Origin of the sequence: Methanothrix harundinacea 6Ac, assembly GCF_000235565.1 — an archaeon.
GTDB lineage: Archaea > Halobacteriota > Methanosarcinia > Methanotrichales > Methanotrichaceae > Methanocrinis > Methanocrinis harundinaceus.
In genome coordinates, this window is record NC_017527.1 from 1,856,877 (window position 1) to 1,874,534 (window position 17,658).

General features: G+C 63.9%; 22 protein-coding genes. 19 read left to right on the top strand and 3 right to left on the bottom strand.

From position 1 onward, the window contains the following. The 6 genes from MHAR_RS08780 to radB all read left to right on the top strand — a co-directional run bounded on the left by MHAR_RS08780 (position 1) and on the right by radB (position 4,249). On the top strand, positions 1-837 hold the full coding sequence (locus MHAR_RS08780; protein ID WP_014587261.1) for a histone deacetylase: 837 nt from the start codon (positions 1-3) through the stop codon (positions 835-837). A 67-nt stretch (positions 838-904) separates the two neighbouring features. After that, positions 905-1,027, top strand: a complete 123-nt coding sequence (locus tag MHAR_RS08785; protein WP_014587262.1) for a desulfoferrodoxin FeS4 iron-binding domain-containing protein — start codon at positions 905-907, stop codon at positions 1,025-1,027. 87 nt (positions 1,028-1,114) lie between these two features. Next, on the top strand, positions 1,115-2,077 hold the full coding sequence (locus MHAR_RS08790; protein WP_014587263.1) for a methanogenesis marker 9 domain-containing protein: 963 nt from the start codon (positions 1,115-1,117) through the stop codon (positions 2,075-2,077). Beyond that, positions 2,074-2,946 carry a triphosphoribosyl-dephospho-CoA synthase gene (locus MHAR_RS08795; RefSeq protein ID WP_081472311.1) on the top strand — a complete coding sequence of 291 codons (873 nt, stop codon included), beginning with the start codon at positions 2,074-2,076 and terminating at the stop codon, positions 2,944-2,946. Before MHAR_RS08790 ends, MHAR_RS08795 begins: the two co-directional genes overlap by 4 nt. Continuing rightward, positions 2,943-3,530, top strand: coding sequence for a DUF447 domain-containing protein (locus MHAR_RS08800; RefSeq protein ID WP_014587265.1), 588 nt, complete (start codon positions 2,943-2,945; stop codon positions 3,528-3,530). The genes MHAR_RS08795 and MHAR_RS08800 overlap by 4 nt, the downstream gene beginning before the upstream one ends. Before the next feature lie 53 nt (positions 3,531-3,583). Further along, the gene (radB, locus tag MHAR_RS08805; protein WP_014587266.1) at positions 3,584-4,249 is read left to right on the top strand and encodes a DNA repair and recombination protein RadB; all 666 of its coding nucleotides are present in this window, start codon (positions 3,584-3,586) and stop codon (positions 4,247-4,249) included. Between the two features lie 44 nt (positions 4,250-4,293). Here radB and MHAR_RS12560 read toward each other — a convergent pair whose 3' ends face one another. After that, complete coding sequence (locus MHAR_RS12560) at positions 4,294-5,319, bottom strand: hypothetical protein (protein ID WP_014587267.1); 1,026 nt, start codon at positions 5,317-5,319, stop codon at positions 4,294-4,296. A 253-nt stretch (positions 5,320-5,572) separates the two neighbouring features. On the opposite strand from MHAR_RS12560, the gene MHAR_RS08815 reads away from it, so the two are divergent. After that, a complete protein-coding gene (locus tag MHAR_RS08815) occupies positions 5,573-5,989 on the top strand; it encodes a CoA-binding protein (protein ID WP_014587268.1) in 417 nt (138 codons plus the stop codon). Positions 5,990-6,030: 41 nt separating this feature from the next. On the opposite strand, the gene MHAR_RS08820 is transcribed toward MHAR_RS08815, so the two are convergent. Beyond that, a complete protein-coding gene (locus tag MHAR_RS08820; RefSeq protein ID WP_014587269.1) occupies positions 6,031-8,193 on the bottom strand; it encodes an STT3 domain-containing protein in 2,163 nt (720 codons plus the stop codon). A gap of 267 nt (positions 8,194-8,460) precedes the next feature. Between MHAR_RS08820 and serB the strand changes: the two genes are divergently transcribed. From serB to ftsY, 10 genes are all read left to right on the top strand, one after another. After that, entirely contained in the window at positions 8,461-9,681 is a 1,221-nt protein-coding gene (serB, locus tag MHAR_RS08825; RefSeq protein ID WP_014587270.1) for a phosphoserine phosphatase SerB, read from the top strand. Positions 9,682-9,931: 250 nt separating this feature from the next. Beyond that, the gene (locus tag MHAR_RS08830) at positions 9,932-10,381 is read left to right on the top strand and encodes a 30S ribosomal protein S19e (protein WP_014587271.1); all 450 of its coding nucleotides are present in this window, start codon (positions 9,932-9,934) and stop codon (positions 10,379-10,381) included. A gap of 9 nt (positions 10,382-10,390) precedes the next feature. After that, the gene (locus tag MHAR_RS08835) at positions 10,391-10,738 is read left to right on the top strand and encodes a DNA-binding protein (RefSeq protein WP_143763526.1); all 348 of its coding nucleotides are present in this window, start codon (positions 10,391-10,393) and stop codon (positions 10,736-10,738) included. Further along, complete coding sequence (locus MHAR_RS08840) at positions 10,735-11,331, top strand: DUF7411 family protein (protein ID WP_014587273.1); 597 nt, start codon at positions 10,735-10,737, stop codon at positions 11,329-11,331. The genes MHAR_RS08835 and MHAR_RS08840 overlap by 4 nt, the downstream gene beginning before the upstream one ends. Further along, complete coding sequence (locus tag MHAR_RS08845; RefSeq protein WP_014587274.1) at positions 11,328-11,477, top strand: 50S ribosomal protein L39e; 150 nt, start codon at positions 11,328-11,330, stop codon at positions 11,475-11,477. Before MHAR_RS08840 ends, MHAR_RS08845 begins: the two co-directional genes overlap by 4 nt. A gap of 11 nt (positions 11,478-11,488) precedes the next feature. Further along, positions 11,489-11,761 carry a 50S ribosomal protein L31e gene (locus MHAR_RS08850; protein ID WP_014587275.1) on the top strand — a complete coding sequence of 91 codons (273 nt, stop codon included), beginning with the start codon at positions 11,489-11,491 and terminating at the stop codon, positions 11,759-11,761. Continuing rightward, entirely contained in the window at positions 11,727-12,416 is a 690-nt protein-coding gene (locus tag MHAR_RS08855; protein WP_228369536.1) for a translation initiation factor IF-6, read from the top strand. The genes MHAR_RS08850 and MHAR_RS08855 overlap by 35 nt, the downstream gene beginning before the upstream one ends. Positions 12,417-12,420: 4 nt before the next feature. After that, entirely contained in the window at positions 12,421-12,600 is a 180-nt protein-coding gene (gene rpl18a / locus MHAR_RS08860; RefSeq protein WP_014587277.1) for a 50S ribosomal protein L18Ae, read from the top strand. Then, positions 12,593-13,030 carry a prefoldin subunit alpha gene (pfdA, locus tag MHAR_RS08865; protein WP_014587278.1) on the top strand — a complete coding sequence of 146 codons (438 nt, stop codon included), beginning with the start codon at positions 12,593-12,595 and terminating at the stop codon, positions 13,028-13,030. The genes rpl18a and pfdA overlap by 8 nt, the downstream gene beginning before the upstream one ends. Before the next feature lie 11 nt (positions 13,031-13,041). After that, the gene (ftsY, locus tag MHAR_RS08870; RefSeq protein ID WP_014587279.1) at positions 13,042-14,136 is read left to right on the top strand and encodes a signal recognition particle-docking protein FtsY; all 1,095 of its coding nucleotides are present in this window, start codon (positions 13,042-13,044) and stop codon (positions 14,134-14,136) included. A 73-nt stretch (positions 14,137-14,209) separates the two neighbouring features. Here the strand turns inward: ftsY and MHAR_RS08875 are convergent, their stop codons facing one another. Then, complete coding sequence (locus MHAR_RS08875) at positions 14,210-14,947, bottom strand: RNA ligase partner protein (protein WP_048144561.1); 738 nt, start codon at positions 14,945-14,947, stop codon at positions 14,210-14,212. Between the two features lie 139 nt (positions 14,948-15,086). Here MHAR_RS08875 and MHAR_RS08880 point away from each other — a divergent pair, with 139 nt between their 5' ends. Together MHAR_RS08880 and polX are read left to right on the top strand one after the other, a co-directional pair. Beyond that, a complete protein-coding gene (locus MHAR_RS08880) occupies positions 15,087-15,812 on the top strand; it encodes a DUF128 domain-containing protein (protein WP_014587281.1) in 726 nt (241 codons plus the stop codon). Between the two features lie 113 nt (positions 15,813-15,925). Beyond that, positions 15,926-17,644 carry a DNA polymerase/3'-5' exonuclease PolX gene (polX, locus tag MHAR_RS08885; protein ID WP_014587282.1) on the top strand — a complete coding sequence of 573 codons (1,719 nt, stop codon included), beginning with the start codon at positions 15,926-15,928 and terminating at the stop codon, positions 17,642-17,644. Positions 17,645-17,658 lie beyond the last annotated feature (14 nt).

The window sequence follows — 17,658 nt, forward strand, 5'->3', positions numbered from 1 at the left end:
TTGAAGGTCGTATACTCAGAGAGGTTCGCTGAGAGGTACACCACCAACCCCGTCGAGAGCCCCGACCGGGTGCGGCTTCCGGCCCGGGAGCTGGCGGGCTATGAGTTCGTAGAGCCCCCCCAAGCGAGCCTCGAGGATGTATCGCGGATCCACAGCCGCGAGCATATCGAGAGGGTGAGGGAAAAGGGGATGCTGGCTCCCGCCCTGCTGGCGGCCGGAGGCGCCTGCCGGGCCGCGGAGATCGCCCTTCGAGGCGAGGCCGCCTTCGCCCTGGTCCGGCCGCCGGGCCACCACGCCGCGAGCGACCACGCCTGGGGGATGTGCTACCTCAACAACGTCGCCATCGCCGTCAGGATGGCCCTGGATAGGATGGGTGGCGGCATGGGAGGGGAGGCGGAAGGCCCGAAGGAGGCGGGGTTGGGACGCCGGAGGGGGGGCGGCTCCGGCGGCAGGGTCCTGATCGTGGACATCGACCTCCACTTCGGCGACGGGACGGTCAGCATATTTCGGTGGGATGAGAGGGTCCGGATCGCAAACGTCGGCGCCATCGACCCCGGCTTCGACTACCTCACCCTCGATCCCGCCGGCTACATCGGCCAGGTGGAGAGGGCCGTTGCAGAATCTGAATTCGACCTCCTCGCCGTCTCCGCCGGCTTCGACACCTACCTCCTCGACTGGGGCGGCCTCCTCGACCTCTCCGACTACGAGGAGATCGGCAGGATCCTGAAGGAAGGGGCGGAGGAGAGGTGCTCTGGCCGGAGGTTCGCCGTCCTGGAGGGTGGCTATCACCAGGATCTCCGGCTCTGCGTCAAGGGCTTCGTCAGGGGGTTTGAATGACCACCCTCTCCGGCAAAAGAGGCTTAAAGCAAGGGGGAGATAAGATGAGGATCAGAGGTGATACGAGTTGGCTAAAGTGGGAGAAGTTTACCGGTGCGAGGTCTGCGGCAACGTAGTTCTGGTCCAGGAGGCCGGCGCGGGGATGCTGGTCTGCTGCGGAAAGCCGATGGTCCTCGCGAAGAAGGCGTGATCGGGAGAGCGCCAACCTTTTTTCTGAACGGCCCAGGCCGAAAAGCTGATATCCCCGCCAGGAGTCTCGCCTTGGGGCCCGATATTGATGTTGAAGATCGGATACCTTGAACTGAATAACCCCCTGGCGATCGCCTCCGCCTCCCAGGAGCTGGGGGGGCTCAACGGCTCCCCGGGGCTGATCATCCTCGGGCGGTTCGACCTCCACCAGGCCGCCCCCTCGGCCATAAGGAGCAGGATGGAGAGGATCTCCAGCTCCTCCGCCCTGGGGTTCTCGACCTTCGGGGGGGATCTGGATGACCTCGCGGAGGCGGCCGGGATGGCGGCCGAGGAGGGGTGGCTCATCGAGGTGGAGCTCCCCCGGGCCGGGGGGATCGCTGAGGTAGTCGGGGCTGTCAAAGGGGAGGGGGCGGCCCTCTCGTTGAGGGTGAGGCCGAAGGGCCTCGAGGACCTCTCCCCCCTCGCCCGAGAGGCCCGGGAGGGGGGTGCCGACCTCCTCCACCTCGACCTCCGCGGCCTCGGCCCTGCAGCCCTGAAGGTCGTCAGGAAGGTCTCCGACGGCGGGGCTCCGCCGCTCTTGGCCATGGCCGATGTCGGCGACTTCGAGGCCGCGAAGGACCTCCTCTCCATGGGGGCGGATATGATATCGCTGTCTGAGAGGGCCGACCCCGAGTTCGTCGGATGGCTCGCCGGGGCCCTCAAGAGGTTCCAGGAGCTCGTAGGGTGGTACAACGCCCCCAAGCACATCTGCTCCGGGGGCGACCTCCGGGGGGTCGCCTTCTGCTGCCCTCCGGTGAAGAGCTGCCCCCTCCTCGCGGCCCTCAAGAAGATGGGGATCTCGCCCCGAGAGTTCATAGAGAAGAAGATCGCCCTCACCCGGGGGACGCCCCTGGAGCCCGGAGACGGCACCTGCTTTGGGAGCCTCGCCTGGTGCTGCAAGATCACCAAGCCCTGCTTCATGAGGGACGCCGTCCTGGAGGAGCACGGCATCTCCCCCGATGAGTACATGAGGCTGAAGAAGAAGCTCGCCGAGGATCTGCTGAAGGCATGACGACGAATCCCGACCGTGTTGCGCAAGCGGCACAGCTCGCGATGCTGATCGAGCTCTCCACCTCCCCGAAGCCGGGGAACGTAGATCGGTCCCACGACTTCGAGGAGGTGAAGTTCCACCACTTCCTCATCAGCGCCGTCTCCGCCTACCCCGCCTTCCGGGACGCGGCACTGGGGCTTCTTCCGACGGGCGCCCTCATCCGCCGGGCGGTCGGATCGTGGCGGGGGTGGGGGCTCTCCCAGAACACCCACTTCGGCTCCCTGACCCTCCTCATCCCCCTGGCGGCGGCGGCGGGGAGGGGGGGGGATCTGAGGGGCTCCGTGGCGGAGGTCCTGGAGGAGACGACGGCGGAGGACGCCGTCGAGTTCTACGCCGCCTTCGAGATCGCCGGGGCGAGGGTGGCGGAGGTGGCGGATCTGAGCCTGAAAGACCCCGCCTCCCCCGATAAGATCCGCTCCGAGGGGAAGACCCTCCTGGAGCTGATGCGCCTCTCCTCGGCCCACGACCTGGTGGCCAGGGAGTGGTCGATGGGCTTTGAGAGGAGCTTTCACCTCGCCCGCCTTCTGGCGGAGCGGGTCGGAGAGCTCGGCCTCAACGACGGGGTGGCGATCACCTATCTGGAGGCCCTGGCAGCCGTCCCCGACAGCCTCGTCGCCTCAAAGTTCGGGCTGGAGAGGGCGAAGGAGGCGTCGGAGAGGGCGAGGGCGATCCTGGGGTTTGAGGTCGAAGAGACCCTCCGCCTGGCCGAGGAGCTGGACAGGATGTTCGTGGAGGAGGACATAAACCCCGGGTCAACGGCGGACCTGATGGCAGCGGCCCTCTTCATAGCCCTGATGGAGGGGGCCATCTTCGGGAGGGACGAAGGATGATACGCGATCTTGGAAGGATCGAAGAGCTGGGAATATTCGACGGGATAAACGAGATTATTGCCACCACGGTGAACGAGGCTGGAACCCATAACGCTGCGCCCCTGGGGCTGATAAGGACGGGCGAGACCCTATCAGTCCGGCTCTTCGTTGGAACTCACACCTACGAGAATATAATGTCAGGAAAGAAGTTCGTGGCGAACGTATCCCACGATCCGATCCTCTTCGTCGAGACGGCTCTTGGGGACATCTCCGACGAGAACTTCGTCGAGAGGGACGGAGAGGTCACCCTCCGAGACGCCGAGGCTTGGGCCCTCTTCAGGTGTGAGCCGAACGGCCTGGACATCGCCCTCCCGGAGGTGGAGTTCGTCAAGGGCGAGGTCCTGGAGAGGGAGTTTCGGGCCGTCAACCGGGGGATCAACCTCGTCGTTGAGGCTGCCGTCGCCGCGACCCGCTACGTCGCCCTCAAGAGCGATCTCTACCTGGAGGAGATCTTCAAGATCCGCCGGATCGTCAACCGCTGCGGCGGCCCCCGGGAGATCGAGGCGATGGACCGGCTGGAGGAGCTGATCGAGGGGTCAGATTGAGCCGGCGAGATCGAAGAAGGAACGGCGGATGGAGATAGGGTGATTGGTGAATCATGCAGGAGAGGCTCTCTTCAGGTTGCGAGGGGCTGGACCGGCTCCTCGGCGGGGGCTATGAGCCGGGGATCATAACCCAGATCTACGGCGAGGCGGGGACGGGGAAGACGACGATAGTCCTCCAGGCCGCCGTCGGAGCCGTCGGCCGGGGGCTGAAGGTGATCTTCATCGACACCGAAGGGTTCTCCGTCGAGAGGTTCAGACAGATCGCCGGAGAGGGGGCGAAGGAGATAGGCGCAAAGATCGTCGTCTTCGAGCCCCTGAACCTGGAGCAGCAGCACTCCTCGATTAAAGACGCCACCAAAATCGCTGGAAAGGAGTTCGGCCTCCTCATCCTCGACTCCGCCACCTCCCTCTACAGGGCCGCCTTCGAGGGGGACGACAACAGGCCCGTCCGGAGGGCCCTCGCCGCCCAGCTCGGGGAGCTGCAGGAGATGGCGAGGAGGCACCGGATCCCGGTGGTGGTGACAAACCAGGTCTACATGGAGATCGAGACGGGAAACCTCAGGCCCCTCGGCGGGATGGCGATGGACCACGCCACCAAGACTGCGATCTTCATCGAGAAGAGGGGCGAAGGAAAGAGGCTCGCCCGGCTGATGAAGCACCGCTCGATGCCGGAGGGGGGCACAGCAGAGCTCCAACTCACTGGAAAGGGCGTCGAGTGAAGCGGCGGATAGCAAAAAAGTTCGCCTGGAGGGGGTCTCCAGGGTCAGGGGACGTACCTGAAGACGTAGCCCGCCTCCGAGAGGGCGTAGAGCTCTCCGCCGGCGGCGTAGATCCCCTTCAGGGGATTTCTCCATGCCGAAGTATCGATCTTGGTCCAAGATCCTACAGTGTCGTCCCGCATCCATAGATCTCCATCTTCTTCAAGCTGGTAGAGGAGGTTATGGACCGAAGAGCCGTCGATGTACTGGTCGGCGACGACTATCTTTGCTGGATCGATCGCCCGCTCCCAACTTTCGGCATCCTCAGACCACCGATATAACTCTTTGGTGTGATAATCCCTTGCATAGACCGCGCCGGCGTTGAATCCGTCGCCGAAGAGGGCGTCGAAATCCAAACCTCCACCCTGTAATATCTCCCAGTTTAGGGGCGTCCCTGAATACTTCAATACGACTCCGATGGTGACGCCTTCAGAGTTGACCCTCTCGGCGAGGAGGTAGAGTTTCGACGGGATCATCTCGTAGGGGAAGCCCATCCCCGCCAGGTATCCGCCGCCTGATGCCATATAGTCCACAATCTGGCCCATATTCGGGCGGGACGGTGACCGCTCTCCTATCTGCACCCATTCCCAGGGAGTCCCCGTATACCTGTAGACCTCCCAGCCGTCCTCGGGGTTCGTGGCATAGAGAAACCCACCTCCGCCGTAGATATCGCCGGCGGGGCCGCCAACCTGGGTCCACTCCATCGCCGTACCGCTGAACTCGTAGACGCCCATCCCCGCCGGGTCGAGGCCGTAGAGCCTGCTATCGACCCCGCCCGCCGAGACGAACTTCTTTCCGGGGTTTCCCACCTTCGTCCACTCCCCCGTCGTCTCGGCGTACCTGTAGATCTCCCCCGTCTCGCTCTGAACTGCAAAGACCCTCACCGTATAATCGGGATCTTCCTGGGAGGAGATCCTGCCGTTTAAGACGACCGAGTCGACCTTCTCGTCCCAGAGCCTCTCCCACGCTGCCGAGGCGCCGCCGGCGAGGAGGAGGACCCCCAGCAGGGTTAATGTCAGCAATTTTTTCATGGGCCTATCTCGTATCGGATTCTATATTAGGGTATCCGTTTTCAGGCATTTACGCCATCATGGGGTTTGGGAGAAATGCTATTGTTATAAAATATCTAAATTGAGTATTGCAGCAGAGGGCCCAAAGGAAAGTAGGGGGCTTATTGGAAGCTCCAGGGCATACTCCATCGGTCGAGAGGTAGATAAGGGAGATCGATCCTCACCGGATCAACTCCATTTGACCAAAGACCCCTTAGATTCTGGAGGTGATCCTGTGCCGATAGTCGATGATCCCGAGATGCTGAGAGCGATCCTAAAGAGGAGCAGAACCGTCGCCGTCGTCGGCATATCCCCCGAGGAGGGGAGGCCGAGCCACTTCGTATCGGAGGTGGTGAAGAGCTACGGCTTCAAGGTATACCTGATAAACCCGGTCCATCGGGGGGAGGAGATCCTGGGGGAGAAGGTCCTCGGCTCCCTCAGGGAAGTCCCCGAGAAGATCGACATCGTAGACGTCTTTCGAAGGCCCGAGGCGGTCGCAGGCCTCGCCGAGGAGGCGAGGGAGAAGGGGTTTGAGACCTTCTGGCTCCAGCCCGGGACCGAGAACGAGGGGGTGATCGAGGCCCTGGACCGGGAGGGGAGGACCGTCGTCCCGGGGATCTGCATCAAGACCTGCTGCCAGCTCTTGCTCTGAGGGAACCCCAGGGAGCTTGTGAGGTCGGATGGCGAAGGCGGTCAGAAGTTCACCTCCACGACCCTCCCGAGGGCTACGTCCTCCTCCGCCACCTCGACCTCCCTCGATCCCTCCCCGCCGAGGTCCTCCATCGGCCCCACCAGGTAGGGTCCGATGGAACGGGCATCTTCCTCTCCATCGGTCGAGTAGGGGACGGTGATCTCGTACCTGCCGTCCTCCGGCATCGCCTCGTTGGAGTAGACGAACCTCCTCCCCTGGTTTGAGGCGATCACCAGGGCTGCGGCCATAGGCCCATCGTAAGGGGTCGTCCCCGAGATCCTCGCCCCAATGACCCGCTCGAAGACCTTCACCTCGGGGGCGGGATCCCTTTGCCCCTGGGACGGGCCCGCCTCGTAGACGAGGCGGAAGGCTCCCAGCCCCGAGCCGTCCTGGAGGTGGAGGCGGAATAGGACCGTCGAGGTGAAGCTGCTGGTATAGGGCGAGGAGATCCCCGATCCGCTGGAGATGTAGCTTCTCGGATCTCCGTCGATCCACCGGACGATCGCCGGGAGCTTCCCGGAGACCATCTTCCCGTCGGTGATGACGTATCGGACGCCCCTCCCATCGGCGATCGCCAGGGCCTCCTCCTCCTCCTTCGCGAGGAAGAACCTTGCGGAATCCGTCGCCCCCGCCTGGAAGTTGTTCGCCACCACAGGCCTCCTCGATTGGAGGAGGATCCAGTTACCGTAATCCCACCAGCTCATGATGGAGTAGCTCGGGGATCCGAAGGCATCCTCGAACCCCTCCGTCTGCGGCGTATTCTCCGCCACCCAGTCGAGGGCCTCGATCCAGCCCCCCTTGATCTCCGGCTCCGCTCCGATAACCTCCAGGAGGCCGACGGCATTGGGGAAGAGGAGGAGGGCGAGGAGGGCGACGGAGGCGGCCTTTGGGGCCGGACCCCTCCTCCCAACAAGCCGGTCGGATCCCCAGAAGAAGAGGAGGGCGACGGAGATCGACCCCGCCAAGGAGGAGAGGTATAGAAACCGGGCCTGGAAGGCCGTCAGGGCCAGGGTGAAGGCAGCCCAGACGATGAGGAGGAGCATATCCCCGGGGCGGCGGGAGAGGCGGCTCATGCGGATCATAGTGCCGAGGCCCAGGAGGAGGAAGAAGAGGCCGAGGGCGGGAAGGGAGACGGGATCGAGGAGCCGGTAAATCGGAACCGCCTCGAGGATCCTACCCTCCCCAACCCCTCCCAAAAAGAAGTAGCGGGCCCCCTCCGTTAAGAGGGCGGCGATGCCGCTCTCGCCCCAAAAGGGGCTGATGACGGCGAGGGCGAGGGCCCCCAGGATCGCGGCGGCGGGGAGGAGGGCGGGGGCGGCAAGCCCCTCCCTTCGAAGGAGCCGGGATAGGAGGAGGAGGGCCCCCAGGGCCGCGATCCCCCCCAGAGCCCCGAAGAAGGAGGGGGCGAGCCAGGCCTCCCCCCTGAAGGGGAGGAAGAGGAGGAGGGCGACGCCGAAGGCCGCCGCCAGGGGGAGGATGGAGGACGAGGGGTCGTTTCCATCCCGGAGGTCGAGGGCCGCCTGGAGGACGGCGTAGATGAGGATCGCGACCATGTATATCGGAGCCCCGAGCCAGGTGTAGCCGACGGCGGCGATGAGGGCTCCCGCGGCGGCCCCAAGCTTCAGCCGCCGTTTCCGGTCGGTGAGGGCGTATGCGAGGAGGAGGATCGCCCCCAGGATCAGAAGGGACTCCAGGGCGTCGTGGTCGACGAACCCGAAATGGGTTCTGGCCAGGTGCTTCGGATCGATCGCCAGGACGAAGGCGGAGAGGACCGCCACCCTCGCCCCGAAGGTCCGCCTCGCCAGGACGTAGACGACCAGGACCGCCGCCGAGCCGAGGACCGGCGGCGCCAGGGCCCCCGCCACCTCCGGGGGGACGCCGAAGAGGAGGGAGGCGCCGGCGACGACCTGATCGAAGAGGGGGGGCCAGGTGATGGGATGGCCGAGGGGGTAGTTGAGGTAGGGGTCGAACCAGAGGGTGGCGGGGAAGTTCTCGGCGGTGAAGGCGATCCTGCGGATGTGATAGAAGGAGTCGTAGCCGAAAAAGACGATCCTCCCGTCGACGATGCAGTTTCTCGCGGGATAGAGCCGGAGGAGGAGGGCGAGGAGGAAAGCTCCGAGAACTGCCAGACCCTCTTTCGGCCACCTTCTCTCCAACTGCTTCATAATTGCCGCCCGCCTTTATGAGAACCCTCGAGGCTCCTCCCCTTCCATACCCAGCTTCTCTTCTCGCTCCTATTATCCCTTGTGGGGAGGAGGATAGAGATAGAAAAGATATTAGTAATTCTATTATAATATTGCGGCCGGACGGAGCCTCGTTCCAGGGTTCGCCGCCGGAAGTTTCGCCGGATAGATGATCGGACCGGCCCTCATCCGCAGGCTGCGGGGCTGAAAAAGTATATAGGCTGGGATGCCGTCCCCACCACGATCAGCTTGGGTGAAGAGATGGAATCGAAGAGGGAAGGGGCCGCCAACCTCGACCTCTGGGTCATCTCGGTCCTGGGAAAGGACAGGCCGGGGATAATTCGCGACATCCTGGAGGTTCCTGCGAAGATGATGGTGAACATCGTCGATCTCGACCAGAGGATCCTCCAGGGGATCGTCGTCATGTCGATGGTGGCGGACTTCGGGAAGGCCACCGCCGCCCCGAAGGAGCTGGAGGGCAGCCTCCAGAGGCTGGCCGCCGACCTGGGGGTGGAGGTGAGCGTCCTCCCCCTCGACCAGTACAGAGGGAGGAGGCGGGGAGGAAAGAACCTCCAGGTGGTGACGATCCTGGCGAGGGACAGGGTGGGGATAATCTACGACGTCGCAAGCCTTGCGGCCGAGAGGGGGATCAACATCGAGCGGGCCCAGGTGACGGCCCGGGGCGAGCTGATATCCATCGAGTTCGTTATGGACTTCGGCGCCCTGGACGTCCGGAGGGAGCGGGAGGAGCTGAAGGCCGAGTGCGAGAAGCTCGGCCTCGACGTCGTCATCCAGGACCTGGACAAGTCGGCGAAGGAGAAGCGGCTTATCGTATTCGACATGGACTCGACGATAGTCGACTTCGAGACGATAAACCAGATCGCCCAGGCAGCGGGGGTCGACCGGGAGGTGGAGGAGATCACCAAGAGGGCGATGAACGGAGAGCTGGACTTCGTCGAGGCTCTCAGGAGCCGGGTCGGCCTCCTCCGGGGGACCCCCGTCGAGGCCCTGGAGGAGATAGCAGCGAACATTCAGCTCACCCCCGGCTCCGAGGAGCTGATCCACCACCTCAAGGAGGTGGGGTACAAGACAGCCCTGATAAGCGGCGGCTTCACCTACTTCACCGACATCCTCAAGGAGAGGCTCGGCTTCGACTACACCTTCGCCAACGTCCTGGAGATCAGGGACGGCCTCCTCACCGGCGAGATCGATGGGGAGATCATCGACGCCGCCGCCAAGGGGAGGATAGTCAACGACCTCGCCCGGCTGGAGGGGATCAGCCCCGACAGCATCGTCGCCGTCGGCGACGGCGCGAACGACTGCCTCATGATCCAGAACGCCGGCCTGGGGGTCGCCTTCAACGCCAAGGAGATCCTGAAGAAGGTCTCCGACGGGAGCCTCTCCAAGGAGAACCTCATAGGCCTCCTCAACGTCCTGGGGCTGGCGGAGAAGGGGTCGGATCTCCTCTAGGGCCCTGCCCCTTGCAGGAGCCGCCCCCAGGATCGGCATCGTCGAGCCCGGATGGGGGCGGAAGGCCCGGCCCCCCCCCTTCGCCATGGGCGGGGACGGCCAGGATCCCAGGGGGCTCGGGGTAGGGGGATGTCGGTTCGTTCCAGCCGCCCGGAGGGGGTGGGCGCCAGATCCGGAAAAAGCATTTATACTTGACGGATTTTAAGGACTCTGGTTTGTTGATCATCCTGAAATCGGAGGATTGAATGATTTGACGACTGTTTATGACGTACCTCCCAACCACCTCATAGATGCTGTGGCAGAAGAGCTGAAGAGCAGCGGGAAGATAGAGCCGCCGGAGTGGGCGGCCTTCGCGAAGACCGGAGTGAACAAGGAGATGCCGCCCGTCAACCCCGACTGGTGGTTCGTCCGGTGCGCCTCGGTCCTCCGCCGGATCTACATCGACGGCCCCGTCGGCGTATCGAGGCTCCGGTCCTACTACGGCGGAAAGCACCGGAGAAAGACCGTCACCGGGAGCTTCGCCAAGGGGAGCGGCTCCGTCATCCGAGAGGCTCTCCAGCAGCTGGAGAGGGCGGGGTACGTGAAGAAGATGAAGGCGGGAAGGCAGCTCACCCCCGCTGGCCAGTCCTTCATGGACAACCTATCTCATCAGGTCAAGTTAGAGGTACAGAAGTCGATCCCGGAGCTGGAGAGGTACTGATTCATGGATATGGATGATGAGCTTGCAGAGCTGAAGCGCAAGAGGATCGAGGAGCTCCAGAGGCAGCAGGCCGACTCCCAGATGTACTCCGCCCAGAGGGCCCAGCAGGAGCAGATGCAGCAGGAGCTGGAGGCCCGGAAGCAGGCGATCCTGAGGACGATCCTCACCCCCGAGGCGAGGGAGCGGCTCAGCAGCATAAGGATGGCCCGCCCGGAGTTCGCATCCCAGATCGAATCCCAGCTGGTGGTCCTAGCCCAGAGCGGCCGGCTCCAGAGCGCCATAACAGACGAGCAGCTCAAAGCCATACTCAAACAGATACAGCCGAAGAAGAGGGAGATCAACATCACCCGGCGATGAAGGTCGTAGTCCTCTTCAGCGGCGGCAAGGACAGCGCCCTGGCCTCGATTCTTCTGGAACCGTTCTTTGATGTGGAGCTGGCAACCTTCGCCTTCCGTCGCCACGGGACCGCCGAGGCGGCGAGGGAGGCGGCGGAGGCCCTCGGCCTCCCCCACAGAACGATCACCTTCGAAGACGGGGTCCTGGAGGAGGCGATCGGCCTTCTCTTGGCGACTGGATATCCGAGGGACGGCCTGAACCGCCTCCACCGGGAGGCTCTGGCGGTCCTCTCCGGGGGCTGGGAGCATATCGCCGACGGGACGAAGAGGGAAGATCGGGTTCCGATGATGACCCCGGACGGGGTCCGGAGCCTGGAGGACAGCCGGAAGGTCCACTACATAAGGCCCCTCGCGGGATACGGATCCAAGACCATCAACGCCCTGGCGAAGAGGTACATGGAGTTTGTGACCCTGGAAAGCGGCCTTCACCCCGCCTCCGACTTCGAGGTAGGCCTGCGGCGGGAGCTGGAGGAGCGGCACGGGCAGGATGCCGTTGCGAGGATATTTCCTGCCAACCACATGCATACCAGAGTGATCAGGAGGATGCGGATTTGAGCAAGAGAACCAAGGGGAAGAAGATCAGACATGCCAAGGCCTTCTGCCAGAACAGGCGAGTGCCCGGCTGGGTGATCATAAAGACGATGAGAAAAGTGGTGAGCCATCCCAAGAGACGTCACTGGAGACGGAGCAACATAGAGTGAGGGACGAATATATGGCGGAGACAGAGAGGGTTTATACCATTCCTTTGAGGGAAGTGAAGAAGGCTCCGAGGTGGAAGAGGAGCAAGAGGGCGGTCTACGAGGTCCGAAAGTACCTGGCAAAGCACATGAAGACCTCCATCGAGGAGGTCAAGATCTCTCGCGACCTCAACGAGGCGATCTGGGCTCGGGGCTCAGAGAAACCGCCGGCGAGGGTGAGGGTGAAGGCGGCCAAGTTCGACGACGGTGGAGTTGAGGCTGAGTTTGCAGGCGAACGGGTCCGATAGACGGCTGAAGGTGGCGGGAAGCGCCCTGCTGGGGGTCTTCGCCCGCTGCACCGAGACGGCGCTTTTGGTGGCCCCTGAGACGACCCCTGGAGCGATGGCAGCCCTGGAGAAGCATCTGGGGCTCGCCCCCTTCCGGGGGACGTTGGCGGGAAGCTCGGTGGTGGGGTCCCTGGCGTGTGGGAACAGCCGGGGGTTTATCCTGACCCCCCATGCCAGCGATGAGGAGGTGGCGAGAGTCTCCGCCTTCGGGAAGGTGGCCAGGCTCTCGGGGAAGATCAGCGCCGCCGGGAACGTCATCCTAGCCAACGACACCGCCGCCCTCGTCCATCCGGGACTCTCGGACCGGGCCTGCGAGAGCATCTCGAGGACCCTGGGGGTGGAGGTCCGCCGGGGTACGATCGGAGGCCTCAAGACCGTCGGGATGACCTCCGTCGCCACCAACCGGGGGATCCTCGTCCATCCGAGGATCTCGGAGGCGGAGCTCGCCGAGGTGGAGGACCTCTTCCGCCTCCCGGTGGACGTGGGGACGGTGAACTTCGGCTCGCCCCTGGTGGGATCGGGGATCCTGGCCAACAGCCGGGGGTATGCCGCCGGGGACGAGACGACGGGGCCGGAGCTGGGCCGTATCGAAGATGCGTTGGGTTTTATGGGGTAGTCTTATGGTCGATTTCGAGATCAAGGGAAAGTTCAAGGTGAGGAACAGCTGGCAGTCCTTCTCCCAGGTGGTCGAGAGCAACAGCGAGAAGAACGCCGTGGAGAAGACCTACTCCCTCTTGGGAAGCAAGCAGGGGGTCAAGAGAAACCTGGTGAGGATAGAAGAGGTGAAGGCTCTTGGCTGAGTCTCCGGCTGCTCCCAGCGAGGAGGAGATCAGGAGACTCTTGATGGTATATCAGCAGCACCAGGCCGAGGCCGAGGCGATCGTCCAGCAGCTGGGGATCTTCCAGCTCTCGATGGAGGGGTGCGAGAAGGCCCTCGCCGCCGTCGAGGCTATGGATGCCGCCGGGGAAGACCAGGAGATTCTGGTGCCGATAGGCCAGGGGTCCTTCGTCCACGCCAGGCTCGCCTCCAAGGATAAGGTCGTCGTCGGGGTCGGCGCCGGGGTGAGCATCGAGAAGAGCACCCAGGAGGCTAAGGAGGCCCTCACCCAGAGGAAGGCGCAGCTATCGGAGGCCACCGCCAAGCTGAACCAGGCCCTCTCCAGGATCGAGGCTGAGATGGGGAAGATCCAGTCGATCGCCGCCGAGTATGAGAGGCAGTTCTCGCAGTAGGGGCGAAGGATTTGTTCAACAGGTTCAAGGAGAGGCTGAAGGGTTTCAAAGAGGCGGTCTCGAGCAAGATCCAGGAGAAAGGGGAGGCCCAGGCCGAGAAGGCCGAGGCGAAGGCCCAGGCCGAAGAGAGGAGGGCTCCCCCCAAGAGGGAAGAGGTCGCAGTCGAAGATAGAGTCGATGACGGACCTGCCCCCGAGAATAACGCCGCCAAGCCGAAGTGGTCCTTCGCCTCCAGGGCCAAATCCCTCATCTTCGAGCAGGAGGTCGTCCTCGACGAGAAGGATCTCAAAGATCCGCTTTGGGAGCTGGAGATGGCCCTCCTGGAGAGCGACGTCGCCCTCCCCGTCGCCGAGACGATCGTCGCCTCCGTCAAGGGGGAGCTCGTCGGAAAGAAGAAGAAGATCCGGGCCGACACCGGCGAGATCGTCGAGGAAGCCCTCAGGTCTGCCCTCCTCCAGGTCCTCTCGGAGAACCGCTTCGACGTCGACGAGTTCATCGCGAAGGCGGAGAAGCCCGTCAAGATCGTCTTCGTCGGGGTGAACGGTACCGGCAAGACCACCTCCATCGCCAAGGTCGCAAGGTACCTCAAAGACCGGGGCTACTCCATCGTCCTCGCCGCCGGGGACACCTTCCGGGCCGGGGCGGTCGAGCAGATCGAGGTCCACGCAAATAAGCTGGAGGTGAAGCTCGTCAAGCACAGGGACGGCAAAGATCCCGCCGCCGTCATCTTCGACGCCGTCGAGTACGCGAAGGCCCACCACAGGGACATCGTCCTCGCGGACACCGCCGGAAGGCTCCACACCAACGTCAACCTGATGGACCAGATGAAGAAGATCGTCCGGGTGGTGGACCCCGACCTCCTGATATTCGTCGACGAGGCGATCGCCGGAAACGACGCCGTCGAGAGGGCGAGGCTCTTCAACGAGGCGGTCCCGATCGACGGGACGATCCTCACCAAGACCGACGCCGACGCCAAGGGCGGGGCGGCGATATCCATATCCTCCATCACCGGAAAGCCCGTCCTATTCCTCGGGATCGGCCAGGACTACCCCGACCTCGTAAAGTTCGAGCCGGAGTGGCTCCTGGAGAGGCTCCTGGGGTCGTGAAGAGGAGGGGGAGGATCCAGGTCCCACCTCCTCCTCACCGGTCCGATGCCAAATTTTTATTGAATAAAATCGTCTAGAGGGAGTCGTCCTCTCCCGAGGGCGGGACGTAGAGGGGGAGGCCGTCGCTCTTATGGATCGCCCTCGCCCGGCTGAGGTACTCCTTTATCATGACGGGGAAGGTCCTCGCCTCCAGGTACCGGAGGCCCAGCTGCTCCGCCCACCTCTGGATCCCCAGGTCCTGGGATATCACCGCGGCGTTCAGCTCCTTCGCCAGGAGGAGGATGTCGATGTCGGGGGCGCTGTCCAGGATCCCGTAGCGGAGCGCGCTCCTGTACTTCTCCCGAAACTTCCTCACGATCCCCCCCACCGCCTCCCTCTCGATCTCGTCCTTGAATGCCGAGAGATCCCCCTCCTCGGCGCTCATGGCGATGCACCTTCCCACCGCCTCCCAGATCGCCTCCTCGGCGACGTTCATCCCCTTGTTGATCCTGCTCCTCATGTAGTAGACGTACTCGTAGAAGACCTTGGAGGGGATCTTCACCTCGTAGCGGTCCGGGGTCATCTTGACGAGCCAGGTGTCGACCTTGATCAAAACCGCCTCGTCGCAGCCGTTGTGGTGGACGAACTCCCTGATCTCGTTGTAGACGGAGGGGTAGGGGATGTAGCAGCTTATCCCGAGGTGGAGCCTCGCCTCGGCGACGCAGTCGAGGATGGCGTTCATGCCTTCGCAAATGTTGGTGCAACCCTCCCCCTCCCAGGCGAGGGAGTCGGTCAGGGCGGTGGTATCGAGGACAAACCTCTGGCGCAACATCTTGGCCAAGTATGTAAGAGGTGATATAAGACGCCTTTCCCGCCCATCTCCACCGTATTTAAAGGATGAGCTACCTTGGGGTATCGGACCGCCGCAAGGCCCAGAAGGACGGGGCAGAAACCGCGGCAGGAAGGGTTCGGTGGTAGGTTTGAAGCCCCTGGTCTTTTCCCTGAGCAGAATCGAGAACCTGATGCATCAGGTCTCCTTCGACCCCCGGAGGATGGAGGGGGAGATCATCACCAACACCTCCCTCGTCGACCTGAAGATGCTGGACCCGACCTTGCGGATATTCCGGGACGTGATAGAGAGCGGCCTCGCCGTCAGCCCCTACCTGAAGGTGGAGACCCTGGGGACGAAGGCCAAGATCATGTCCGCCTGCAGCATCACCATCAGCGGCGTCCTCCTGAAGGCGGGGGTTCCGATCCGCCCCCGGGGGGGAGGGGTGATCGAGGTGATAGATCGCGAGCCGGTCCGGTTCACGGACATGCTGATGTACTGGGCGACGACGATCGATCCGATCGACGTCCTCATCAGCCAGGAGCTGACATCGGTGGTGGAGATGATGGAGACCGGCAGCGGCCGGATCCTCGGAAACCTCCAGGAGGCGCCGATGATCGCGGCGGAGAGGATCGAGGAGAGGCTCGATCTGCTGGCGGAGGCGGGGTTTTCGGGGGTCCTGGACCTGGGAGATCCGAACATGAACGTCCTCGGCGTATCGGTGGAGAGGGACCACGTGGGGCTCTCCCTGGTGGGGGGGACGAACATCGTCGCCGCCGCCATGAGCCACGGGATCAGGATCGAGACCGAGTCGATAAGCAGCCTCACCAAGATCCAGGAGATGACCCACATCGAGGATCTCGTCTGACGACGATCCCCCCGTCGGTGCCCATGCCGCTATCCGCCGGATCGGAGGCCCGCTCCGGACATTTTTGGCGGCCTGCCAACCTCTTTATAAGATGGTCCACCAACCCCCCTCCCGTGAGGAATGAAGAGGTTGCCCGCCTCCTCCGGGAGATGGGGGACCTGCTGGAGCTCCGGGGCGAGAGCAGCTTCAAGGTCGTGGCTTACCGGAGGGCGGCCAGGACTGTGGAGTCGATGAAGGAGGACCTGGAGGCGATCGCCGGGAGGGGCGAGCTCGAGGCGATCCCCGGCGTCGGCAAAGCCATCGCCGGAAAGATCTCGGAGTTCCTGGAGACGGGGAGGATCGAGGCCCGGGACCGCCTCCTCCAGGAGACGCCGCCGGGGCTCGCCGAGCTCCTCCAGATCTCGGGGCTCGGCCCCAAGACCGTCTCGATGCTCCACCAGAAGCTGGGGGTCTCGACCGTCGCCGAGCTGGAGGTGGCGGCGAGAGAGCACCGGGTCCGGCGGCTCCCCCGGATGGGCCCGACCTCCGAGAAGAACATCCTCCGAGGTATCGAGCGGTGGAAGAAGCGGAGCAGCAGGATACCCCTGGGGGTGGCCCTTCCCCTCGCCCAGGAGATCCTCGGCCACCTCCGGAAGGTGGAGGGGATCGGAGACCTCAACGTGGCGGGGTCCCTCCGGAGGGGGAGGGAGACGGTGGGGGACATCGACATCCTGGCGACCTCCCCGGCTCCGGAGGCGGCGATCCGGGCCTTCGTCTCGATCCCCGTGGTGGAGGAGGTCCTGATGAAGGGGCCGACGAAGGCCTCCGTCATCGTCGAGGAGACGATCCAGGTGGACCTGCGGATCGTCGACCCCAGGTCCTTCGGGACGGTGATCCAGTACTTCACCGGCTCCAAGGAACACAACGTCAAGCTCCGGCACGTCGCCCTATCGAAGGGGTACTCCCTCTCCGAGTACTCCCTGACGAGGCTCGCCGACGGGGAGGAGCTCTTCTTCGACCGGGAGGAGGATCTGTACCACCACCTCGGGATGGATTGGATCCCCCCCGAGATCCGGGAGGACGAGGGGGAGGTGGAGGCGGCCCTGGAGGGGAGGCTCCCCCGGCTGGTGGAGCCGTCGGATATAAAGGGAGATCTTCACGTCCACAGCGACTGGTCCGACGGCCGCCACTCCATCGAGGAGATGGTGAGGGCAGCCCAGGGCCTCGGCTACGAGTACATGGCGATGTGCGACCACTCCCACGGCCTGGGGATAGCAAACGGCCTCGCCGAAGACAGGCTCCGAGAGAAGATGGAGCTGATCAGAGGCCTCAACGAGGCGGCGGAGGGGTTTGCGATCCTGGTGGGGACGGAGGTGGAGATCAGGGCCGACGGGAAGCTCGATTACCCCGACGAGATCCTCTCGGAGTGCGATGTCGTCGTCGCCTCAGTCCATTCCGGCTACCATCAGCGGGAGAGGGAGATGACGAACCGGATCATATCGGCGATGGAGAGCGAGCACGTCGACGTCATCGGCCACCCCACCGGGAGGAAGATCGGGGAGAGGGAGGCGTACGAGGTGGACCTGGAACGGGTCCTGGAGGCGGCGGCGAGGACGGGGACGGCGATGGAGATCAACGCCCACCCCAGCAGGCTCGACCTCAACGACCGGTGGTCCCGCCGCGCCAGGGAATTGGGGGTGAAGCTCGCCATAAACACCGACGCCCACAGCACCTGCGGCCTCTCGGCGATGGAGTACGGGATCAAGACCGCAAGGCGCGGCTGGCTGGAGAGAAAAGACGTCCTCAACGCCCTGGGGCTCGCGGATCTGATGAAGTACCTCGAGAGGGGCTGAGGTGGAGGGAGGGG